Origin of the sequence: Lysobacter sp. Root667, assembly GCF_001427715.1 — a bacterium.
Classification (GTDB): domain Bacteria; phylum Pseudomonadota; class Gammaproteobacteria; order Xanthomonadales; family Xanthomonadaceae; genus Lysobacter.
Genome location: NZ_LMHF01000009.1, coordinates 747,251 through 765,078, shown reverse-complemented (window position 1 = coordinate 765,078; position 17,828 = coordinate 747,251). Strand labels below are relative to the sequence as shown.

Genomic DNA, 17,828 nt, shown 5'->3' with positions numbered 1-17,828 from the left:
GGGCGGGACCAAAACGCCGATGGTAGGGGTCCGGGCCTGGGGCCGCAAAGGCCGCAGCCGGGTCCGGGCGGGGCCGGCCGGCCCCGCCCGCGCCGCTATACTCCATCGATTGTCCCGAATGCCCCTCCCTACGGAGCCCGTTGTGACCGTACCCGCAACCGCACCTCCGCCGGTCCACGGCGAGTTCTTCGGCCATCCCAAAGGCCTGTACGTCTGCTTCTTCACCGAAATGTGGGAGCGCTTCTCGTTCTACGGAATGAAGGCGCTGCTGTTGCTGTACCTGCTGAAGTACCACCGATTCACCGACGACGACGGCTACGACCTGCTCGGCGCCTACGGCGGCCTGGTCTACGCCATGCCGGTGATCGGCGGCCTGCTGGCCGACCGCTACCTGGGCATGCGCAAGGCGGTGGTGCTGGGCGGCGTGCTGCTGGTCCTGGGCCACCTGGGCATGGCCTACGAGGGCCACGCGGCCACCGTCGTCAACGGCGTGGTCCATCGCGACCAGGGCGCGCTGCAGGTGTTCTACCTGTCGCTGGCGCTGATCATCATGGGCGTGGGCTTCCTCAAGCCGAACATCTCGACCATCGTCGGCAAGCTGTACCCGGAAAACGATCCGCGCCGCGATTCGGGCTTCACCCTGTTCTACGCCGGCATCAACATCGGCGCGCTGTTCGCCAGCCTGATCTGCGCCTTCCTGGGCGAGACCTACGGCTGGAAGTACGGCTTCGGCGCCGCCGGCGTCGGCATGGTCGCCGGCCTGATCATGTTCATCTGGGGCCAGAAGTACCTCTACGGCCATGCCGAACCGAACAACCCGGCGCTGCTGCGCGAGCGCGTCGCCGGCCTGGCGCGCGAGTGGTGGATCTACCTGGGCGCCATCGGCGGCGTGGCGGTAGTGTGGCAGCTGATCCAGCGCACCTGGACCGTGCACGGCGCCATGCATCTGATCGCGGCCGGATTCCTGGCCTGGTTCATCTGGTTCCTGGTCGCCAAGTGCAACAAGGTCCAGCGTGAACAGATGATCTCGCTGGTGCTGATGATCGTCGGCGTGCTGATCTTCTTCACCCTGTACGAGCAGACCTACGGCAGCTGGATCACGTTCACCGACCGTCTGCTGACCAAGGACCTGTTCCCCAGCCTCAGCAACGTGAGCACCAGCACGCTGCCATGGTCGCTGTTCCTGCTCGCGGCCAGCCCGTTCCTGATGATCGTGGCCCTGAAGGCCAGCGACAATAACAACGCCGGCCTGGCCAAGGGCATGGTGGCGCTGCTGACGCTGGGCCTGGGCGTGGCCTGCTTCCACGACGTGGTGCTGGTCCCGCAAACCGCGGGCTCGCTGACCTTCCTGGGCGCGTTCTTCATCGTCGTGCTCTCGCCGATCTTCGCCTGGCTGTGGCCGTGGCTGGAAAATCGTGGGCTCAACCCGAGCAAGCCGGCCAAGATGGCGATCGGCCTGATCGTCGCCGGCCTGGCCTTCGTGCCGCTGATGCTGGCCGCGCAAGCCACCGCCGGCGGCGCCATGGCCAGCGTGTGGTGGCTGGTGCTGGCCTACTTCGTGCTCGAAGTCGGCGAGATGTGCCTGTCGCCGATCGGCTTGTCCGCAGTCACCCAGCTGTCGGTGGCGCGCGTGGTCGGCCTGATGATGGGCGGCTTCTGGCTCGCGACCGCATACTCGGAAGTGCTGGCCGCACAGTTCGGCAAGCTGGCTTCGCTGGACCTGCCGGAAGGCGCCGCGGTCGATTTCGCCACTGCGAGCGCCAAATACGGCGAGCTGTTCCAGCTGATGATGTGGATCGGCATCGGCTCGGGCGTGCTGTACTTCGTGATCTCGCCGCTGCTGCGCAAGTGGATGCATGGAGTGAAGTAAGGGCCCGGCCTTCCGCGCAGGATCCAAAGAAAAACGGCGCCTCGCGGCGCCGTTTTTTTGTGGCGGATCGTTGCAGCCGGACTCGAAGCGAACCCGGCTCTCGGCCCGGCCGCTTACTTCCCCGCAGCGGGCTTCGCCGCCGCAGGCGCGGTCGCGACCTGACCGCCGAGGCTGCGCGCCAGGAACGCCAGCAGCTTGGTGTAGTACTCGCGCTGATGGGCGTCGGTATAGAAGCCGTGGCCTTCGGTGTCGTAGTACAGGGTTTCCACCGGCGTACCGGCCTTGCGCAGCGCCTGCTCCATCATCTTGCTGTGCGAGATCGGCGCGCGCTCGTCCTCGCCGCCTGCGGCCAGGAATACCGGTACCTTGATCCGGTCGGCCATGCGCGTGGGCGATACCGCGCCGAGTTCCTCGCGGCTGCCGATCCACTCGCGCAAGTAAGTTTCGCCCGAACCGCGACGCTGGATGTCGCCGGTGTTGTGCATGCTGGGCAGGTCGTAGACGCCGACGTAGCCGGCCGCACACTTGTACAGGGTCGGCTCCTTGGCCGCACCCATCAAGGCCGCATAGGCACCGTAGCTGGCGCCGTAGATGCAGATGCGGCCGCTGTCGGCGACGCCCTGCTGGATCGCCCAGCGGGTCGCGTCGGTGACGTCGTCCTGCATCTTGCCGCCCCATTCGCGCGCGCCGGCGTGGACGAAGGCGCGGCCATATCCGCCCGAACCGCGGAAATCGACCTGCAGCACCGCGTAGCCAGCGGCGGCCAGCATCTGCGCTTCCTCGTCGAAGCCCCACGGATCCTGGATGCCGTACGGTCCGCCATGGGGCATTACCACCATCGGCAGATTCTTGCCGCTGCTGCCCTTGGGAATGCTCAAGTAACCCTGCAATGCCAGGCCATCGCGCGCCTTGAGCGATATGCTGCGCTTCTCCGCCATTTCCGCCGGATCGAACCAGTCGCGCCGGCTGAGCAGGTGCTCGGCCCTCTTCGCGGTGGTGTCGAACAAAAAGAAGTCGCCGGGATTGTTGCCGCCGGACACTTCGACCAGGGCCAGACGTTGATCGCTGGTGCGCGAGGTGATGCGCACCGGATCGCCGCCGAACGCAGATTCCAGACTCTTGTACAGGCGCGATTCCGGCGCGGCGGTATCGAAGAACTTGGTGATGCGCTTGCCGTCGACGAAGAACGCGCCGACCGGCGTCGCCGAATTGCTGCGATAAATGAAACCGGCCGGATCGACCTTGGCGTCCTGCAGCAGATCGGTGCGCTTCTGGGTGGCGATGTCGTAGGCGACGATCGCGTCCGGCCCATTCTTGCGCTCAGCCTGGAAGTAGGCCGTCTTGTCGTCGGCAGAGAAACCGATCGGGTATTCGATGCCTTCGCCGGTGTTCTCGGCGCTGATCATCTCCCATTCCGCACTTTCGCTCTTGCGGTAGTAGAGCTTGCGGATACGGTCGATGCCGAAACCGCTGGCGAAACGCACCAGTCCCTGGTTGTCGGTGATGAAATCGGCGTTGCGCACCGGCGCGCGCGCGAGCGGCGAGCGGCGGCCGGTGTAGACGTCCATCTTCTCGACCCGGGTATAGGGATCGTCGGCGAACGGCTGCACCGAGATGATGATGTTCTTGTCGTCGTTCGGCAGGTCGTCGACCACGAAAGCTGCGATCTGCTCGACCTTCTTGGGCTGGATCTTGGTGCCGAGCCCTGCACCTTGCACGCTCTGGCCCACCAGCAAGCCCGGCTGGGTGCCGTCGGCATTGATCGCGTAAAGGTTGCCGTCGAGCCGCGGCTGATCGAGCGCACCGATCTTGCGCGCCATGCTGATCACCACGCGATCCGGATTGACCCACCAGAAATCGTCGACGTGCGTGTTCTTTTCAAGACGGAAGTTCGCCGTGACCTTATTGTCGGCCCGGCGCAGGATCACCAGCGCGGTCTTGTCCTCGAACGGAACGGTCGCGGCCAGGTAATCGCCGTTGGGCGAAATCTTGACGTCGTTGAACTGATCCTTCTTGATGTAGGCATCGACATTGACCGCCGACGCCATCGGCGCCGCAATCAGGCCGGCGCACAGCGCGGCCGCACTCAACCACTGCTTCATTTCCTAACTCCCCTGATTTCTATGTACCTGTAGGCACGCCCTGCGGAAAACGACTGCGGCCACCCGGATGGGTGGCCGCAGATGCAACGGGCGAACGCGCGCGAAGGGCTCAATTGGCCTTCGACGCGCCCCCGACCTTGACCTTGCCGCCGATATGGCGGTCGAAGAAGTTCAGCATCTCAGTGTACAGACGCTGGTTGTTCTCTTCCTTATAGAAACCGTGCATTTCGCCGGACTGGATGATCATGCCTTCCGGCGGATTGCCAGCCGCGATCAGCGCCTTGTTCATCGATTCGGTGTTTTCCGGCGGGCAACGCGGATCGCGCGCGCCGGCGGCGAGGTAGACCGGGATCTTGAACTTGTCGGCGTGCTTGACCGGCGACATCGCGTCCTGCTCGGCCTTGGTCTTGCCGAAAGCACGGGCCATGTAGCGACGGCCGCTTTCGCGGTCGGAGGTATCGCTCTTGGTCAGCTGCACGTCGATGTCGTAGGCGCCGACGTAACCGAACGAGCACTTGAACAGCGTCTGGTCGATGGTCGGCGCCATCAGCGAGGCGTAGCCGCCGAAGCTGCCGCCGTAGATGCAGACGCGGTCGCCGTCGGCGTAACCCTGGTTGATGGTCCACTTCGTGGCGTCGATGATGTCGTTCATGATGCCGGTGGCCCAGGTGCCGTAGCCCATGTCCTGGAAGCCCTTGCCGAAGCCGCCCGAGCCGCGGTAGTTGATCTGCATCACCAGGTAGCCGCGGCTGGCGAGCATCTGGGTTTCCCAATTGAACGCCCAGTCGTCGCGCGGGCCCATCGGGCCGCCGTGCACGTTGACGATCATCGGCAGGTTCTTGCCGTCGGAACCGTTCGGGATGGTCAGGTAGCCATGGATCTTGAGGCCGTCGCGGGTGGTCATCGAGAACGGCTTGACGCTCGCCATCTTCTTCGGGTCCAGCCACTTGCGGCCCTGCATCAGGAAGCGCGCCTTGCCGGTGTCGCGGTCGTACAGATAGAGCTCGCCCGGGTTCTTGTCGCTGACCACCGAGACCACGATCTTCTTGCCGTCCTTGGTCGCGCTGGAGAAACGCACCAGCTGGCCCGGGAACGCGCCGGCGAGCGAGGCGTAGATCTCGGCGTCGGGGTGCTTCTCGTCGACCATGGTCACGCGCGGCGCGCCGGCCTCGGTGATCACGCCGAGGATGGTGTCGCCGTCGGCCGAAGTGATGTAGCCGGCCGGGTCGGAAACCGCGTCTTCGAACAGGCTGTTGAAGGCGCCGGTGGCCGGGTCGATGGTGCCCAGGGCTTCGGGCTTCTTGCCGTCGCTCTGGTTGGCGTAGATCAGGCCGTCGGTGGAGGTGCCGATCACGCTCAGGTGCTTGCCGGAGCTCTTGGAACTGTTGATCAAGGTCCACTTGCCGTCGTCGCCGCGGCGGTAGAGCTCGTTCTGGCTGTCGAAATTGCCCTGTGCGTCTTCGTCGTCGTAGCAGATGGCGAAGCGCGGCGCCTTGGCGGCATCCAGCGCGATCTCGCAATTCTCGCGCGGCGCGCGCGCCAGCGACTTGCGGCGGCCGGTCAGGGTGTCGAACAGCACCAGCTCGGTGCCCGAGCCTTCGCTGGAACGCGGCGAGGTCACCGCCATGATCACGTTGACGTCGTCGTCGCGCAGCGTATCCAGCAACTGGAAGCGCTCGTTACCGACCTGCTTGCCGCGCTGGGTGGCGTCGCGGGTGCCGTAGAACACCAGCGGTCGCGGCTGGGTGCCGTCGGCGTTGACGCCGTACCATTCGCCGGTGCCGAAAGGCTGGGCATAGCGGCCGAGCTTCTTGACCGAATTGAAGATCAGGCGCTCGGGACTGACCCATTCGAACTGACCCACGCTCTTCTCGTCCGGCAGCTGATTGACCTTGACCACGCTCAGGTCCTTGGTGCGCAGCACGGTCAGGACGTCCTGGTCGCCGCGGTCGACGGTCAGCGCCAGGTACTCGCCGCTGGGCGAGATCTTGGCGCCGCTGTAGGTCGGATGGCGGACGAAATCGGCGATCGAGGGCGCGCCGGACGGCGCATCGGCGGCTTGCGCAGAGGCCGCGCACAGCGCCAGGCCCAGCACCGCGAGGTGCAGCTTTTTCATTTCGGTTATCCCCTAAAACGACGCGAAAAAACGGCTCGCGCCTAGCCTACCGCATCCAACGCGCTTGGGCACCCGGCCCCCTACCCCAAGCGCGCCGACACGGAGACTTTGCCTAATCTGTCGCCAGAGTGCGATCCAGGGCCGCGCGCCAGTCCGGCAGGTCCAGGCCGTAATCGCGGCGCAGGCGCGTGGTGTCCAGCACCGAATAGGCCGGACGCCGGGCGCGCGTGGGGTAGTCGGCGGTGGCGATCGGATGCACGCTCGGCCGGCGTGCGATCAGGCCGCGCTCGGAAGCGCTTTCGAAGATCGCCTCGGCGAAGCCGTGCCAGGTGGTTTCGCCGCCCGCGACGAGATGCCGTATGCCGGACTCGGCCACGCCCTGGCGCAGGATCTGCGCGCTGACGTCTGCGATCAGCCAGGCCGGCGTCGGCGATCCGATCTGGTCGGCGACCACGCGCAGTTCGTCGCGCTCGGCGCCGACCCGCAGCATGGTGCGCAGGAAATTGACGCCGTGGGTGGCGTAGACCCAGGCCGTGCGCAGGATCAGATGACGCGTGCCGCTGACCGCGATTTCGCGCTCGCCGGCCAGCTTGCTGGCGCCGTACACGCCCAGCGGCGCGGTGGCGTCGTCTTCGCGATAAGGGCGCGTGCCGCTGCCGTCGAACACATAGTCCGTCGAGTAATGCAGCAGCGGCGCGCCGCGCATCGCGCAGGCCCGCGCGATGCGCCCCGGCGCCTCGGCGTTGATGCGAAACGCCAGCTCGGGTTCGTCCTCGGCACGGTCGACTGCGGTATGCGCGGTCGCATTGACCACGATGTCGGGCGCGACCCGCTGGAACAACGGCGCGATCGCGTCGAGTTCGGCCAGGTCCAAGGCCTCGCAGCGGCCGCCGTCGGGCAGCTCGCCGCTGCGCGTGGTGACCACGACCTCGCCCAACGGGGCCAGGCTGCGCCGCAGTTCCTGGCCGACCTGGCCGTTGCCGCCCAGCAGCAGGATCTTCATGCGGAATAGACGGGCAGGCGGTCCGCCGGGACCTCGGCCAGCAAGGGCGCGCGCGCGTCCTTGTCCGACAGGCTCGGCTCGCTGATCGGCCAGTCGATCGCCAGCGCCGGGTCGTCCCAGCGGATGCCGGCGTCGGCCTTGGCATCGTAGGTCGCGGTGCACAGGTAGGTGAACACCGCGCGCTCGCTGAGCACGGCGAAACCGTGGGCGAAGCCTTCCGGTATCCAGAAGTGGCGCTTGTTCTCGGCGCTCAGCAGCACCGCGGCCCAACGGCCGTAGTGCGGCGAGCCGCGGCGGATGTCGACCGCGACGTCCCAGACTTCGCCTTCGATCACCGACACGTACTTGCCCTGCGGATTGGGCCACTGGTAGTGCAGGCCGCGCAGCACGCCGCGCGCCGACGAGGACACGTTGCCCTGGACGAAGTTCGGCGACAGACCGTGCTCGGCGAGCTTGTCGCGGTTGAACGATTCGAAGAAATAACCGCGCGCGTCGCCGAATACCTGCGGTTCGATGACCACGCAGCCCGGCAGATCGGTTTCGATTACTTTCACGGCACGAACCCCCGCTTGGCCAGGCCCAGCAGATATTGGCCATAGCCGTTCTTGGCCAGCGGCGCGGCCAGCTCGATCAGGCGGTCGCCGTCGATCCAGCCGTTGTTCCAGGCGATCTCCTCGGGACAGCAGATGCGCAGCCCCTGGCGCGCTTCGATGGTCTCGATGAAGTTGGACGCTTCCAGCAGCGACTGGTGGGTACCGGTGTCGAGCCAGGCATAACCGCGGCCGAGCTGCTCCAGATGCAAGGAGCCTTCTTCGAGATAGCGGCGGTTGAGATCGGTGATTTCCAGCTCGCCGCGCGGCGAAGGCTTGAGATCGGCGGCGAAGTCGCTGGCACGGCCATCGTAGAAGTACAGGCCGGTCACCGCATAGTTGGAACGCGGCTGCTCCGGCTTTTCTTCCAAGCCGATCACCCGGCCCTCGCCATCGAACTCGGCCACGCCGTAGCGCTCCGGATCGTTGACCCAGTAGCCGAATACGGTTGCGCCCTGTTCGCGCTGGTCGGCGCGCTTGAGCATCGCGGTCAGGCCCGGGCCGTGGAAGATGTTGTCGCCCAGGACCAGACAGCTGGGACCGCCGGCCAGGAACTCGCGGCCGATCAGGAACGCCTGCGCCAGGCCGTCGGGGCTGGGCTGCGCGGCGTATTCGATGTTCATGCCCCAGCGCGAACCGTCGCCGAGCAAGTGGCGGAACAGCGCCTGCTCGTGCGGGGTGTTGATGATCAGCACGTCGCGAATGCCCGCCAGCATCAGCACGCTGAGCGGGTAATAGATCATCGGCTTGTCGTACACCGGCAGCAGCTGCTTGCTGATCGCCTGGGTGATCGGATACAGCCGGGTGCCGGAGCCGCCGGCGAGGATGATGCCCTTGCGATTCATGGTCGTCCTCAAGCCTGGCCGATGCGTTCGAGTCGGTAGCTGCCGTCGAGCACGCGCTGCACCCACGGCTGCTGCTCGAGGTACCAGTCGACGGTGCGCGCCATGCCCTCCTCGAAGGTCACGGTCGGCGCCCAGCCCAGTTCGCCCTGCAGCTTGGAAGCGTCGATCGCGTAGCGGCGGTCGTGACCCGGGCGATCCTTGACGTAGGTGATCAGCGACTCGCGCTTGCGGCCGTCGGCGAGCGGGCGGCGCTGGTCGAGCAAGGCGCAGATGGTCTTGACCACGACGATGTTCTGGCGCTCGGCGTCGCCGCCGACGTTGTAGGTCTCGCCCAGGCGGCCGGCTTCGAGCACGCGCCGGATCGCGGCGCAGTGGTCGCCGACGTACAGCCAGTCGCGCACGTTGAGGCCGTCGCCATAGACCGGCAACGGCTCGCCGGCCAGCGCCTTGGCGATGATCAGCGGAATGAGTTTTTCCGGAAACTGGTACGGACCGTAGTTGTTCGAGCAGTTGGTGGTCAGCACCGGCAGGCCGTAGGTGTGGTGGAAGGCCCGCACCAGATGATCGGACGCGGCCTTGGAGGCCGAGTACGGCGAATTCGGCGCGTAAGGCGTGGTCTCGGTGAATTTGCCGGTATCGCCGAGGGTGCCGTACACCTCGTCGGTGGACACGTGCAGGAAACGGAACGCGTCGCGGCCCGGCGCGTCCAGCGATTTCCAGTAGTCGCGGCTCTGCTCCAGCAGGCTCAGGGTGCCGACCACGTTGGTGTGCACGAACGCGGCCGGGCCGTCGATCGAACGATCGACGTGGCTCTCGGCGGCGAAGTTGATCACTGCGTCGGGACGGTGCTCGCGCAGCAGGCGTGCGACCAGTTCGGCATCGCCGATGTCGCCCTGCACGAACACATGGCGCCCGTCGCCGTCCAGCGGGCCCAGAGTGTCGAGGTTGCCCGCATAGGTCAGCGCGTCCAGGTTCACGACCTTGACGCCGCGCTGCACCGCTTCGAGTACGAAATTACCGCCAATGAACCCGGCGCCGCCGGTCACCAACCAAGTAGACACTCAACCACTCCCTGCTCAAGAAAATTAGACCGTACGTCCCCGCCGTGACCAGCCCACCCCTATGGCGCGGATCGGGCCGGATCGGAAACCGCCGGAACGATACGGCAGGCGACCTGAAAGGACCCATCACACCGGTGAGCAGCCGGGGTCCGGCAACGCCCGAGTCATGCAAGCGAATGATTCTAATACTTTCTTTCTTTGCGGCCGATGCCGCGTAGGGCCGGCCTGGGCGCCGTTTCGGCGCGCGCCCCGCGGGCCGGCCAGCGGGCTCGTTCAGGCATCGCCACAGGGGCAAAGCCTTGCGCGGCAAGGCCCGGGGACGTGGATCCGGCAGCCAGGGTCGGGCCTGCCTGAACGAGGGACTCGGACACCCATGCACGCTGCGGGTACGCGAATTCAGGCGCCAACCCACGGAAAATATGGCGATTCGGTGCTGAAGCTGTGGCCTGGGCCCATACCCGCCGACGGAATGCAGGCTTTGCGACGGCGCTCGCGTTTCCGGGGCCGACGATTCGGCGGGATGCGCTGCCGCCGCAGCGGGCAGCGCTCAGTCGGCGTCCGTACCGGCCTCGACCGCCGCCCGCACAGCCTCGGTGTCCTGCCCCAGCATCGGCGCGGCGAACGGCGCCGGCCCCGGCGTGCGGCCGAACTTGATCGACTGCGCGACCGCGCGGTAGCGGCCGACGCGCGGGTGCTCGATGGTGCCGACGATGCCCTCGGCCAGCACCTGCGGATGCTCGAACATGTCTTCGATGCGGCGCGCCGCCGCGCACGGCACCTCATCGCCGAACAGCGTCTCCCATTCCATCGCCCCGCGCTGCGCCAGTGCTTCGTGCAGGCGCGGCACGATCTCGGCCGCATGTTCGGCGCGTTTGCGCACGCTGTCGTAGCGCGCCTGCGCCGCAAAGTCGTCCAGCCCGGTCTTCTCGCACAGCGCCTTCCAGAAGCGCGGCGTGTTGGCGGAGATGTAGATGTGGCCGTCGCGAGTGGGATGAATGCCGGTGACGCCGCCGGAACGCATGTCGCGACCGATGTCCAGGGACTCGCCCTCGGCCCAGATCATCCGTGCCGACTGCATGGTCAGGGCGCTGCGCAGCAAGGACACGCCGACGAACTGGCCCAGACCGCTGCGCTCGCGCTCGAACAGCGCCGAGGACACGCCGGCGGCCAGCAAGGCCGCGGTGTAGTAGTCGACGACCGAGCCGTAGATGATTTCCGGCGGCCCGCCGCGCCGGCCTTGCAGCGCGCACATGCCGGTCATGGTCTGCAGCACCTGGTCGTAGCCGGCCTTGTCCTTCATCGGACCGGTCTCGCCATAGCCGGTCACCGCGCAATAGATCAGGCGCGGATTGATCAGGCTCAGGCGCTCGAAATCGATCCCCAGCCGCTGCGGCACGCTCGGGCGGAAGTTGTGCACCAGCACGTCGGCGTCGCGCACCAGCTTGAGCAGGACGGCATGGTCGGCGGCCTGCTTGAGGTCGAGCACGATGCCGCGCTTGCTGCGGTTCACGCCGAGAAAGGCGCGGCTTTCGCTGGGCAGCGTCGACGGGTACTGGCGCAGGTTGTCGCCGTCGGGCGGCTCGATCTTGATCACGTCCGCACCCTGGTCGGCCAACAAGGCGCAACCGTAGGGACCGGCGATATAGGCGCTCAGGTCGAGCACGCGCACGCCGGCGAGCGGACCGGACGGATTGGCGCGCGCGGCGCCCGGATCAGGTGGGAATGCGTCCATACGCTGCGTATCCATGAAACTCCTGACGTGGTGCCCGATGCACTTTGCGCCTTGGGCGCGAACCGAACCAGACAGGCCGCATATGTTCTGGCGCCACAAAATCTTGCTTGGCGATTCGCGCGCCTGCGCTCATGGCGTCGGCTCCGGCGCCAGCGACATCCAGGTCAGCCGCCAGGCGCCGTCGACGCGGCCGCCGGCGCGGTAATAAGGCGCGAACACCAGCGGCGAGCGGTAGCCCAGGCGCAGCTCGATGGTCGGCTCGCCGTCCCTGTCCTGCGCCGGCAACAGCCAGTTCTCCTCCGGCGTCGAGGGCAGCCGCAGCGTTTCCTCGGTCTTGAAGCCGTCGATCAAGCCGGATGCGTAGACCAGCGGTCCGCGGCTGATGCCCAGGTATTCGAAATGCAGCACTTCCTGGCGCACCGGGCTGCCGTCGGGCGCGCGCGATTCCTGCACGTTGCGGTTGATCGCGCGATGACTGCGCGGCGCCATCGGAAAATGCAGGCTCACCACGTCGCCATCGCGCCAGACGCGGTCGAGCACGGCATAGGCGCCCTGCTCGACCGCGGCGCTGGCCGTTTCGCCGTAGACGCGCACGGTCGCGCCTTCGGCCCAGGACGGCACGCGCAACTTCAAAGCGAACCGCGCCTCGCGCTCGACGCCGACGCGCAATCGCACGTCGCCTTCGAACGGATAGCCGGTCGCCTGCTCCAGGCGCACGCGGCCCGCCGCGCCCAGTTCGATCTCGGCCCGGCCCGGCCCGTACAGATTCACCGCGATGGCGGCCTCGTCGATGCGCGCATAGGCGATCGCCGGCAGTTCCTCTAGCGCCATCGCGCCGCTGGACTTGCAGCAGCGCCAATAGGTGGTGTGCACGCGGCGCCCGTTCGGGTACACGTAATAACACCAGTCCTCGCCGTTGGGCGCCTGCGCGCCGAGCAGGTCGTTATAGGCCGAACGCTCGATCTCCTCGGCGTAGCGCGGGTCGCCGTCGATCGCGAGCAGCTCGCGGTTCAACTGAATCCAGGCCAGGGTCGAACAGGTCTCGACGTAGCCATGCGGACTGAATGCGCCCGGCGCGTTGAACACTTCGCGCGAGCGATGCGCGACGCCGCCCCAGGGACCGCCGCCCAGAGTCAGATGCTGTTCGCGGATGCTGCGCCACAGGCGCTCGATCGCTTCGCGATAGTCGGGAATGCCGGTGGCGCGATGCAGCTTGGCCAGGCCGACCAGGTTCCAGGCCAGCTGATAGGCCTTGCCGGTGGCGATCTCGGCCGCATCGGCGCCGGCCAGGGCACGGCTGAGCAGTGCCAGTTGCGGATGCCGGTCGGCCTGCTCCAGCACCGTCGTCGCCAGTTCTAGATAGCGGCGCTCGCCGGTCGCGAAGTAGAGCTCGGTGGCGGGGTCCATCAGCACCGTCGCCGACATGCCGTGATGGTTGCCCAGTTCGGTGATGTCGATGCCGCCCTCGCCCAGCGTGCGCGCGCACAAGTCGCCGATGCGGCGCGCGGCCTCCAGATAACGCGCCTCCGGGAAATGGCGGTTGATTTCCAGCAGCCCCAGGATCAGATAAGCGTGGGTCCAGATGTCCCAGGTGCGAACGCTGGGCGCGCCGTCCCAGCTGATCGGCTTGGGCAGCTGCTTGCGCATGAAGCGTCGCTCGGGCGCATAGGTGCCGAGATAGCCATCGGCCTCCTGGCTCGCGACCAGGAAATCGGCCACGCGCCGCAGCCGCGCCAGCAGGTCGGCATCGCCCGAGCGCGCCGCGGCCTTGGCGGCGGCGACCATCCACTTGCCCGCGTGTTCGCCGTACCAGTCGCCCTCGCGGTTCTGCGCACGCAGCTCCGGGGCGAAGATCGCGATCGCGGGGCTATGTTCGTCGACGATGAAACGCGACAGGCGCCCGGCGAGGTTGGCGTCGAGCGCGTCGCCGAGCAAGCCGTCGAGGTGGACGGCGATCGCCGCGGCGCTGGCGGGAATCCGGCTCATCGCGTCAGGCCGCATCGACGACGCAGCGGAAACCGATGCAGCCCGAGCGGTCCTTGCTCGGCGCCATCAACAGATACTTTCCGTGCTGGTCCAGCCGGTGCGCCTGCGGGAAATACCAATGCGAGGTCTGCGGCTGGTAGGAGCTGCCGCCGCGCAGGATCGCCGCGCGCGTGTGTTCGTCCTGGTACTCGTCGGTCCATTGCCAGACGTTGCCGACCAGGTCGAGCACGCCGAAAGGACTGGCCCCGGCCGGATGCGCGTCGACATCGTCGGGCGCACGCAGACGTCGGCCGCGGTTCGTAGCAGGCACCGCATCCTCGCGCCAGGCATCGCCCCAGGGGTAGCGACGGCCGTCGCTGCCCTGCGCGGCATACTGCCACTCCCATTCGCGCGGCAGGCGTTTGCCGGCCCAGTGCGCGTAGGCGCGTGCGTCTTCGAGCCCGACCCAGGTCACCGGCTTGCGTTCCCAGCCCGGCGGTGGCGCACCGTCGATCCAGTCGCGCAGGTAATTGTGAGAATCGCGCGGGCGATAGCCGCTGGCCTCGATGAAGCGCCGGTATTCGGCGTTGGTCACCGGCGTGCGGTCGATATGGAACGGCCGCATGCGCATGCGCTGACGATGACCGCGACGCGCGCTGGACTCCCAGGGGTATTGCACGTCCACGCCTTCCCAGGTCTGGCCCTCGATCTCGACGCCGCCGACCACGAAATCGAAGTCGCCGGCGGGGATCGCGATCATGCCCGGCGGCGGCGTCTGCGCCGGCGTGGTCGGCTCGATCGGCACCAGCACCTGAGCCAACGCGCGCCACTGGTTCGAATAGTCGCGCAAGGGCGTGGCCGCGCGTTCGGCCATGCCGGCGAGGAAGGCGCCAAGCCCCTCGACATCGGCGCCGGGCGCCAGCGCCGCGACCGCACCAAAGCCGCGGCCTTCGATCGCGAATTCGAACACCGCGCGGCCGCCATCGATCCGCGGCGCCAGAGCGACGCCGTTCCAGGCATCGTAGTAACGCGTTCCTTCGGTGTGCGGCACCGCCAAGTGCTCGCCCGCGACTTCGTACTCGTTACGGTTGACCAGCGTCCACAGGGTCACGCCCTCGCGCGGGAAGCGGCTGGCGAACACGCCTGCCTGCAGGGTGCGCTCGTACGGGCGCCAGTCCAGGCTGACCATGCAGTCGGCGAAGCGGCGCTCGATCGCGGCGATGCGGCGCAATGCCTCGGCGTCGCGCGGGGTGAGCTGGTTCCACAGGCCCCAGATGTTTTCCCAGGCGTTGTAACCCACGCCGTTGAAGAAGATGTATTGCAGGTCGTGGTTGCGGTCGCGGCCCCAGCGGTTCTCGTAGTTGATCATGTGGCGCGGTTCCAGCCACTTGAACTTGGCCACCGGCGGCACGACTTCGTTCGGCGCCTTCTTGCCCCAGCTCTGCACGTTCCAGATCAACGCCTCCTCGGCGCTGATGGTCGACTCCGGTTGCAATACCACCGGGTGACCGAGCGCATCGCAGGCGTCGAAGAACGCGCGCGGCACGCCGTTGTAGGTGTCGCCGTTGATGCCGTCGGCGCCGACCGCCTTGACCAGCTCGGCCATCGACTCCCAGTCGTTGCGGCCGTCGTCGCGGGTGCCGTTGTCCCAGGGCATGGTCGGCAGCAACACGCGCACGCCATGGCGATGGAATTCGGCGATGGCGCCGCGCAGGCCTTCGATGCCGCCCGGCAGGTCGCCAGCCAGGTCGAACTGGTTGCGGTCGTCGACACCGATGTTCGGATACACATGCCAGATCAGCACGCTGTCGATGCCGCCGTAGCGGCGCTTGAGATCGTCGAGGTAACGCTCGACGGTATAGCGGCCTTCGACCGGATCGTAGAAGTAGCGGTCCTCGGCCATCATCTGGGCGTGGACGAAATTGCGCTGCGCCCATTGCAGCTCGGGGCGGCGGTAGTTGGCGTCGTCGTAGCCGATCCGGGTCAGGTGCTCGCGGCGCCAGTCGATCAGCTCGGCGATCCAGTCGTCGACCGAGCCGTCGACATCCATCTTCCAATGCCCGATCTCGGCGAACGGCCAACCCGGCGCCTTGCCCGGCAGCGGCAGGTAGCGCTGGGTGGTGACATGCGAGAACTTGTACTCGCTGCGCACTGGGCGGCGCTCGTCACTGTCTGTGCCGTTGGGGTCGGATGCGGGTTGGTCGGGACTGGGATTCATCGGTTCGGGCGGTATCGGAAGAACGGAAAGGGGGACGATACGAATCGGCTTCAGGGCGGCGCGGCGGCAGCTGCCGACACCGCCTGTTCGCCTGCGAGCAAGGCATCGACCTCGGCGCGCGCGGGCACGCTGGATTGTGCGCCCGCGCGCGTGCAGGCGAGCGCCGACGCTGCGCTGGCCAGGCGCAGCGCGGCGGCGTAGTCCTCGCCCGCGGCCAGCGCCGCTGCCAGTGTGCCGCAGAACGTGTCGCCGGCGGCGGTCGTATCCACCGCCGCGACCGGGTACGCAGCCTGATGCAGAAACTCGCCGCCGACACGCGCGCAGCAGCCGCGCGCGCCCAGGGTGACGATCACGCACGGTATGTCCAGGCGCGCCAGCGCGGCTTCCAGATCGCCGCGCACGCCGGTGATCGCAGCGAGTTCGCCTTCGTTGACCACCAGTACGTCGACCGCTTGCAGAAGACCGGGCGCCAGGGCGCAGGCAGGCGCTGCGTTCAAGATCACCGTCGTCCCGGCGGCACGCGCGGCCCGAGCCCAGGCTTCGACCGTCGCCAGCGGCGTTTCCAACTGCAGCAGCAGGTGGCTGACTCCGTCCAGATTCGGCAGGTGCTCGGGGCGCAGCACGGCGTTCGCGCCCGGCGCTACGGTGATCGCGTTCTCGGCGTCGTCGGACACGCAGATGAAGGCGGTACCGGTCGCGCAGCCGGACATGCGCAGTGCGTGCAGGTTCACGCCGGCCGCCTGCAGCGAACGTTCGATCGGTGCGGCATGGCCGTCGTCGCCGAACGCAGCCAGCATGCGGGTAGGCGCGCCCGCGCGCGCGCAGGCCACGGCCTGGTTCGCGCCCTTGCCGCCGGGATAGGTCGCGAAATCGCGCCCGAGTACGGTCTCGCCCGGTGCGGGCACATGCGCGGCGCGGACCACGAAGTCCAGATTGGCCGAGCCGGCCACCAGCACGGTACCGCTCATGGCGCCAGTCCTTGATAGACCAGCGCATAGAAGCGTCGCGCGATCCGCGGCAGATCGACGCGGTCCTCGCGCGGCGAATGTTGCAGCATCAGGATAGCGACCAGCTTCTCCTGCGGATCGAGGGTGTAGCTGGTGGAGGCCGCACCCGACCAGCCGAATTGCCCCACCGATCCCGCCTGGCCGCGCCGCGCCGGATCCAGCACCACATAGCCGCCCAGGCCGAAGCCCTCGGCATCGCTGAACTGGGTCACCGGCGGATCGAGCATGGTCAGATGATTGCGCAGCATCAGCTCGACGGTCTTGCGGCCGAGCAGGGTTTCGCCGTCCAGCGTGCCGCCGTCGAGCAGCATCTGGCAGAAGCGCGCGTAGTCGCCGGCGGTCGAATACAGGCCGCCGGCGCCGCTGCTGTAGGCATTGAGCGGCGCCCCGGGTTCGCGCGCGCTGGGCCCGTCGTCCAGGCGCAAACGGCCGTCGTCGCCCATCGTGCTGATATCGACCACGCGTGCCCGCTGCGCCATCGGCACCTGGAAGCCGGTGTCGCGCATTCGCAAAGGGCTGAAGACGCGTTGCTGCAGGAACACGTCGAACGGCTGACCGCTCACGACCTCGACCAGGCGCGCCGCGGTTTCCAGCGCAGCGCCGTCGTAGCCGAAGCGGGTGCCCGGATCGGCGGCCAGCGGCACCTGGCTCAGGCGCGCGACGAAGCCGCGCAGATCGCCGGCCCCGTGCGGATCGGCACGCCGCAGCAATTGCAAGGCGATGTCGTCGCCGGGACGCCCGGCGGCGAAGCCGGCGGTGTGGGTGAGCAAGTGCTCGATCGTGATCGGTCGGGCCGCCGGGCGTAGTTGCGGCGCGTCGGCGCTGCCGCCGGCGACCACCTGCGATGCATCGAAACCCGGCAGATAGCGCGAGATCGGATCGTCCAGCGAGATCCTGCCCTCCTCCATCAGCATCAGCACCGCGACCGAAGTGACAGTCTTGCTCATGGAGTAGATGCGAAAGATGTCGTCGCGCCGCATCGGCTGGCTGCGTGCCAGATCGCGGTAGCCATAGGCGCGCCAATCGACGATGCGGCCGTTGCGCGCGATCAGAGTCACACCGCCGAGATAGCCGCGCTCGTCGGTGGCCTGAGCCATAAACTCGTGCAGCCGCTCCAGGCGTGGTGCCGAATAGCCTTCGCTGGCCGGTGCCGCCTGCGGCAGGGCCGCAAGCTCCGCCGCATTCCCGGACGCCATGGCGAACGCGCACCACGCCGCCATACCCATCGCCATCCCGCGGCGCCCGGCAACGCGGAAAAAAGAGCCGCCGCGGGACGGGGACCCGACGGCGGCGATTCGAAGGTGTCGCGCCACTTCCTG

At 67.5% G+C, this 17,828-nt stretch carries 12 protein-coding genes; 1 reads left to right on the top strand and 11 read right to left on the bottom strand.

The features are described 5' to 3' along the window. Positions 1 to 142: 142 nt before the first annotated feature. Positions 143 to 1,870: an oligopeptide:H+ symporter gene (locus tag ASD78_RS07005; RefSeq protein ID WP_056099523.1), complete on the top strand. Its 1,728-nt coding sequence runs from the start codon at positions 143 to 145 to the stop codon at positions 1,868 to 1,870. A 113-nt stretch (positions 1,871 to 1,983) separates the two neighbouring features. Here ASD78_RS07005 and ASD78_RS07000 read toward each other — a convergent pair whose 3' ends face one another. The 11 genes from ASD78_RS07000 to ASD78_RS06950 all read right to left on the bottom strand — a co-directional run bounded on the left by ASD78_RS07000 (position 1,984) and on the right by ASD78_RS06950 (position 17,705). Beyond that, positions 1,984 to 3,972, bottom strand: coding sequence for a S9 family peptidase (locus tag ASD78_RS07000; RefSeq protein ID WP_056099520.1), 1,989 nt, complete (start codon positions 3,970 to 3,972; stop codon positions 1,984 to 1,986). 109 nt (positions 3,973 to 4,081) lie between these two features. Next, positions 4,082 to 6,088, bottom strand: coding sequence for a S9 family peptidase (locus ASD78_RS06995; protein WP_056099518.1), 2,007 nt, complete (start codon positions 6,086 to 6,088; stop codon positions 4,082 to 4,084). 112 nt (positions 6,089 to 6,200) lie between these two features. Further along, complete coding sequence (rfbD, locus tag ASD78_RS06990) at positions 6,201 to 7,091, bottom strand: dTDP-4-dehydrorhamnose reductase (RefSeq protein WP_056099515.1); 891 nt, start codon at positions 7,089 to 7,091, stop codon at positions 6,201 to 6,203. After that, the gene (gene rfbC / locus ASD78_RS06985; RefSeq protein WP_056099512.1) at positions 7,088 to 7,645 is read right to left on the bottom strand and encodes a dTDP-4-dehydrorhamnose 3,5-epimerase; all 558 of its coding nucleotides are present in this window, start codon (positions 7,643 to 7,645) and stop codon (positions 7,088 to 7,090) included. Before rfbC ends, rfbD begins: the two co-directional genes overlap by 4 nt. Beyond that, positions 7,642 to 8,526, bottom strand: a complete 885-nt coding sequence (gene rfbA, locus ASD78_RS06980) for a glucose-1-phosphate thymidylyltransferase RfbA (protein ID WP_055902913.1) — start codon at positions 8,524 to 8,526, stop codon at positions 7,642 to 7,644. Before rfbA ends, rfbC begins: the two co-directional genes overlap by 4 nt. Before the next feature lie 8 nt (positions 8,527 to 8,534). Then, the gene (gene rfbB, locus ASD78_RS06975; protein ID WP_056099509.1) at positions 8,535 to 9,587 is read right to left on the bottom strand and encodes a dTDP-glucose 4,6-dehydratase; all 1,053 of its coding nucleotides are present in this window, start codon (positions 9,585 to 9,587) and stop codon (positions 8,535 to 8,537) included. 547 nt (positions 9,588 to 10,134) lie between these two features. Further along, the gene (locus ASD78_RS06970) at positions 10,135 to 11,334 is read right to left on the bottom strand and encodes a CoA transferase (protein ID WP_235566455.1); all 1,200 of its coding nucleotides are present in this window, start codon (positions 11,332 to 11,334) and stop codon (positions 10,135 to 10,137) included. A 114-nt stretch (positions 11,335 to 11,448) separates the two neighbouring features. Then, the gene (locus ASD78_RS06965; RefSeq protein ID WP_056099505.1) at positions 11,449 to 13,305 is read right to left on the bottom strand and encodes a beta-L-arabinofuranosidase domain-containing protein; all 1,857 of its coding nucleotides are present in this window, start codon (positions 13,303 to 13,305) and stop codon (positions 11,449 to 11,451) included. A 4-nt stretch (positions 13,306 to 13,309) separates the two neighbouring features. Next, a complete protein-coding gene (locus tag ASD78_RS06960; RefSeq protein ID WP_056099501.1) occupies positions 13,310 to 15,502 on the bottom strand; it encodes an SUMF1/EgtB/PvdO family nonheme iron enzyme in 2,193 nt (730 codons plus the stop codon). 50 nt (positions 15,503 to 15,552) lie between these two features. Then, a complete protein-coding gene (locus ASD78_RS06955) occupies positions 15,553 to 16,470 on the bottom strand; it encodes a ribokinase (protein ID WP_056099498.1) in 918 nt (305 codons plus the stop codon). Then, entirely contained in the window at positions 16,467 to 17,705 is a 1,239-nt protein-coding gene (locus ASD78_RS06950) for a serine hydrolase domain-containing protein (protein WP_162250138.1), read from the bottom strand. Before ASD78_RS06950 ends, ASD78_RS06955 begins: the two co-directional genes overlap by 4 nt. Positions 17,706 to 17,828: the final 123 nt, after the last annotated feature.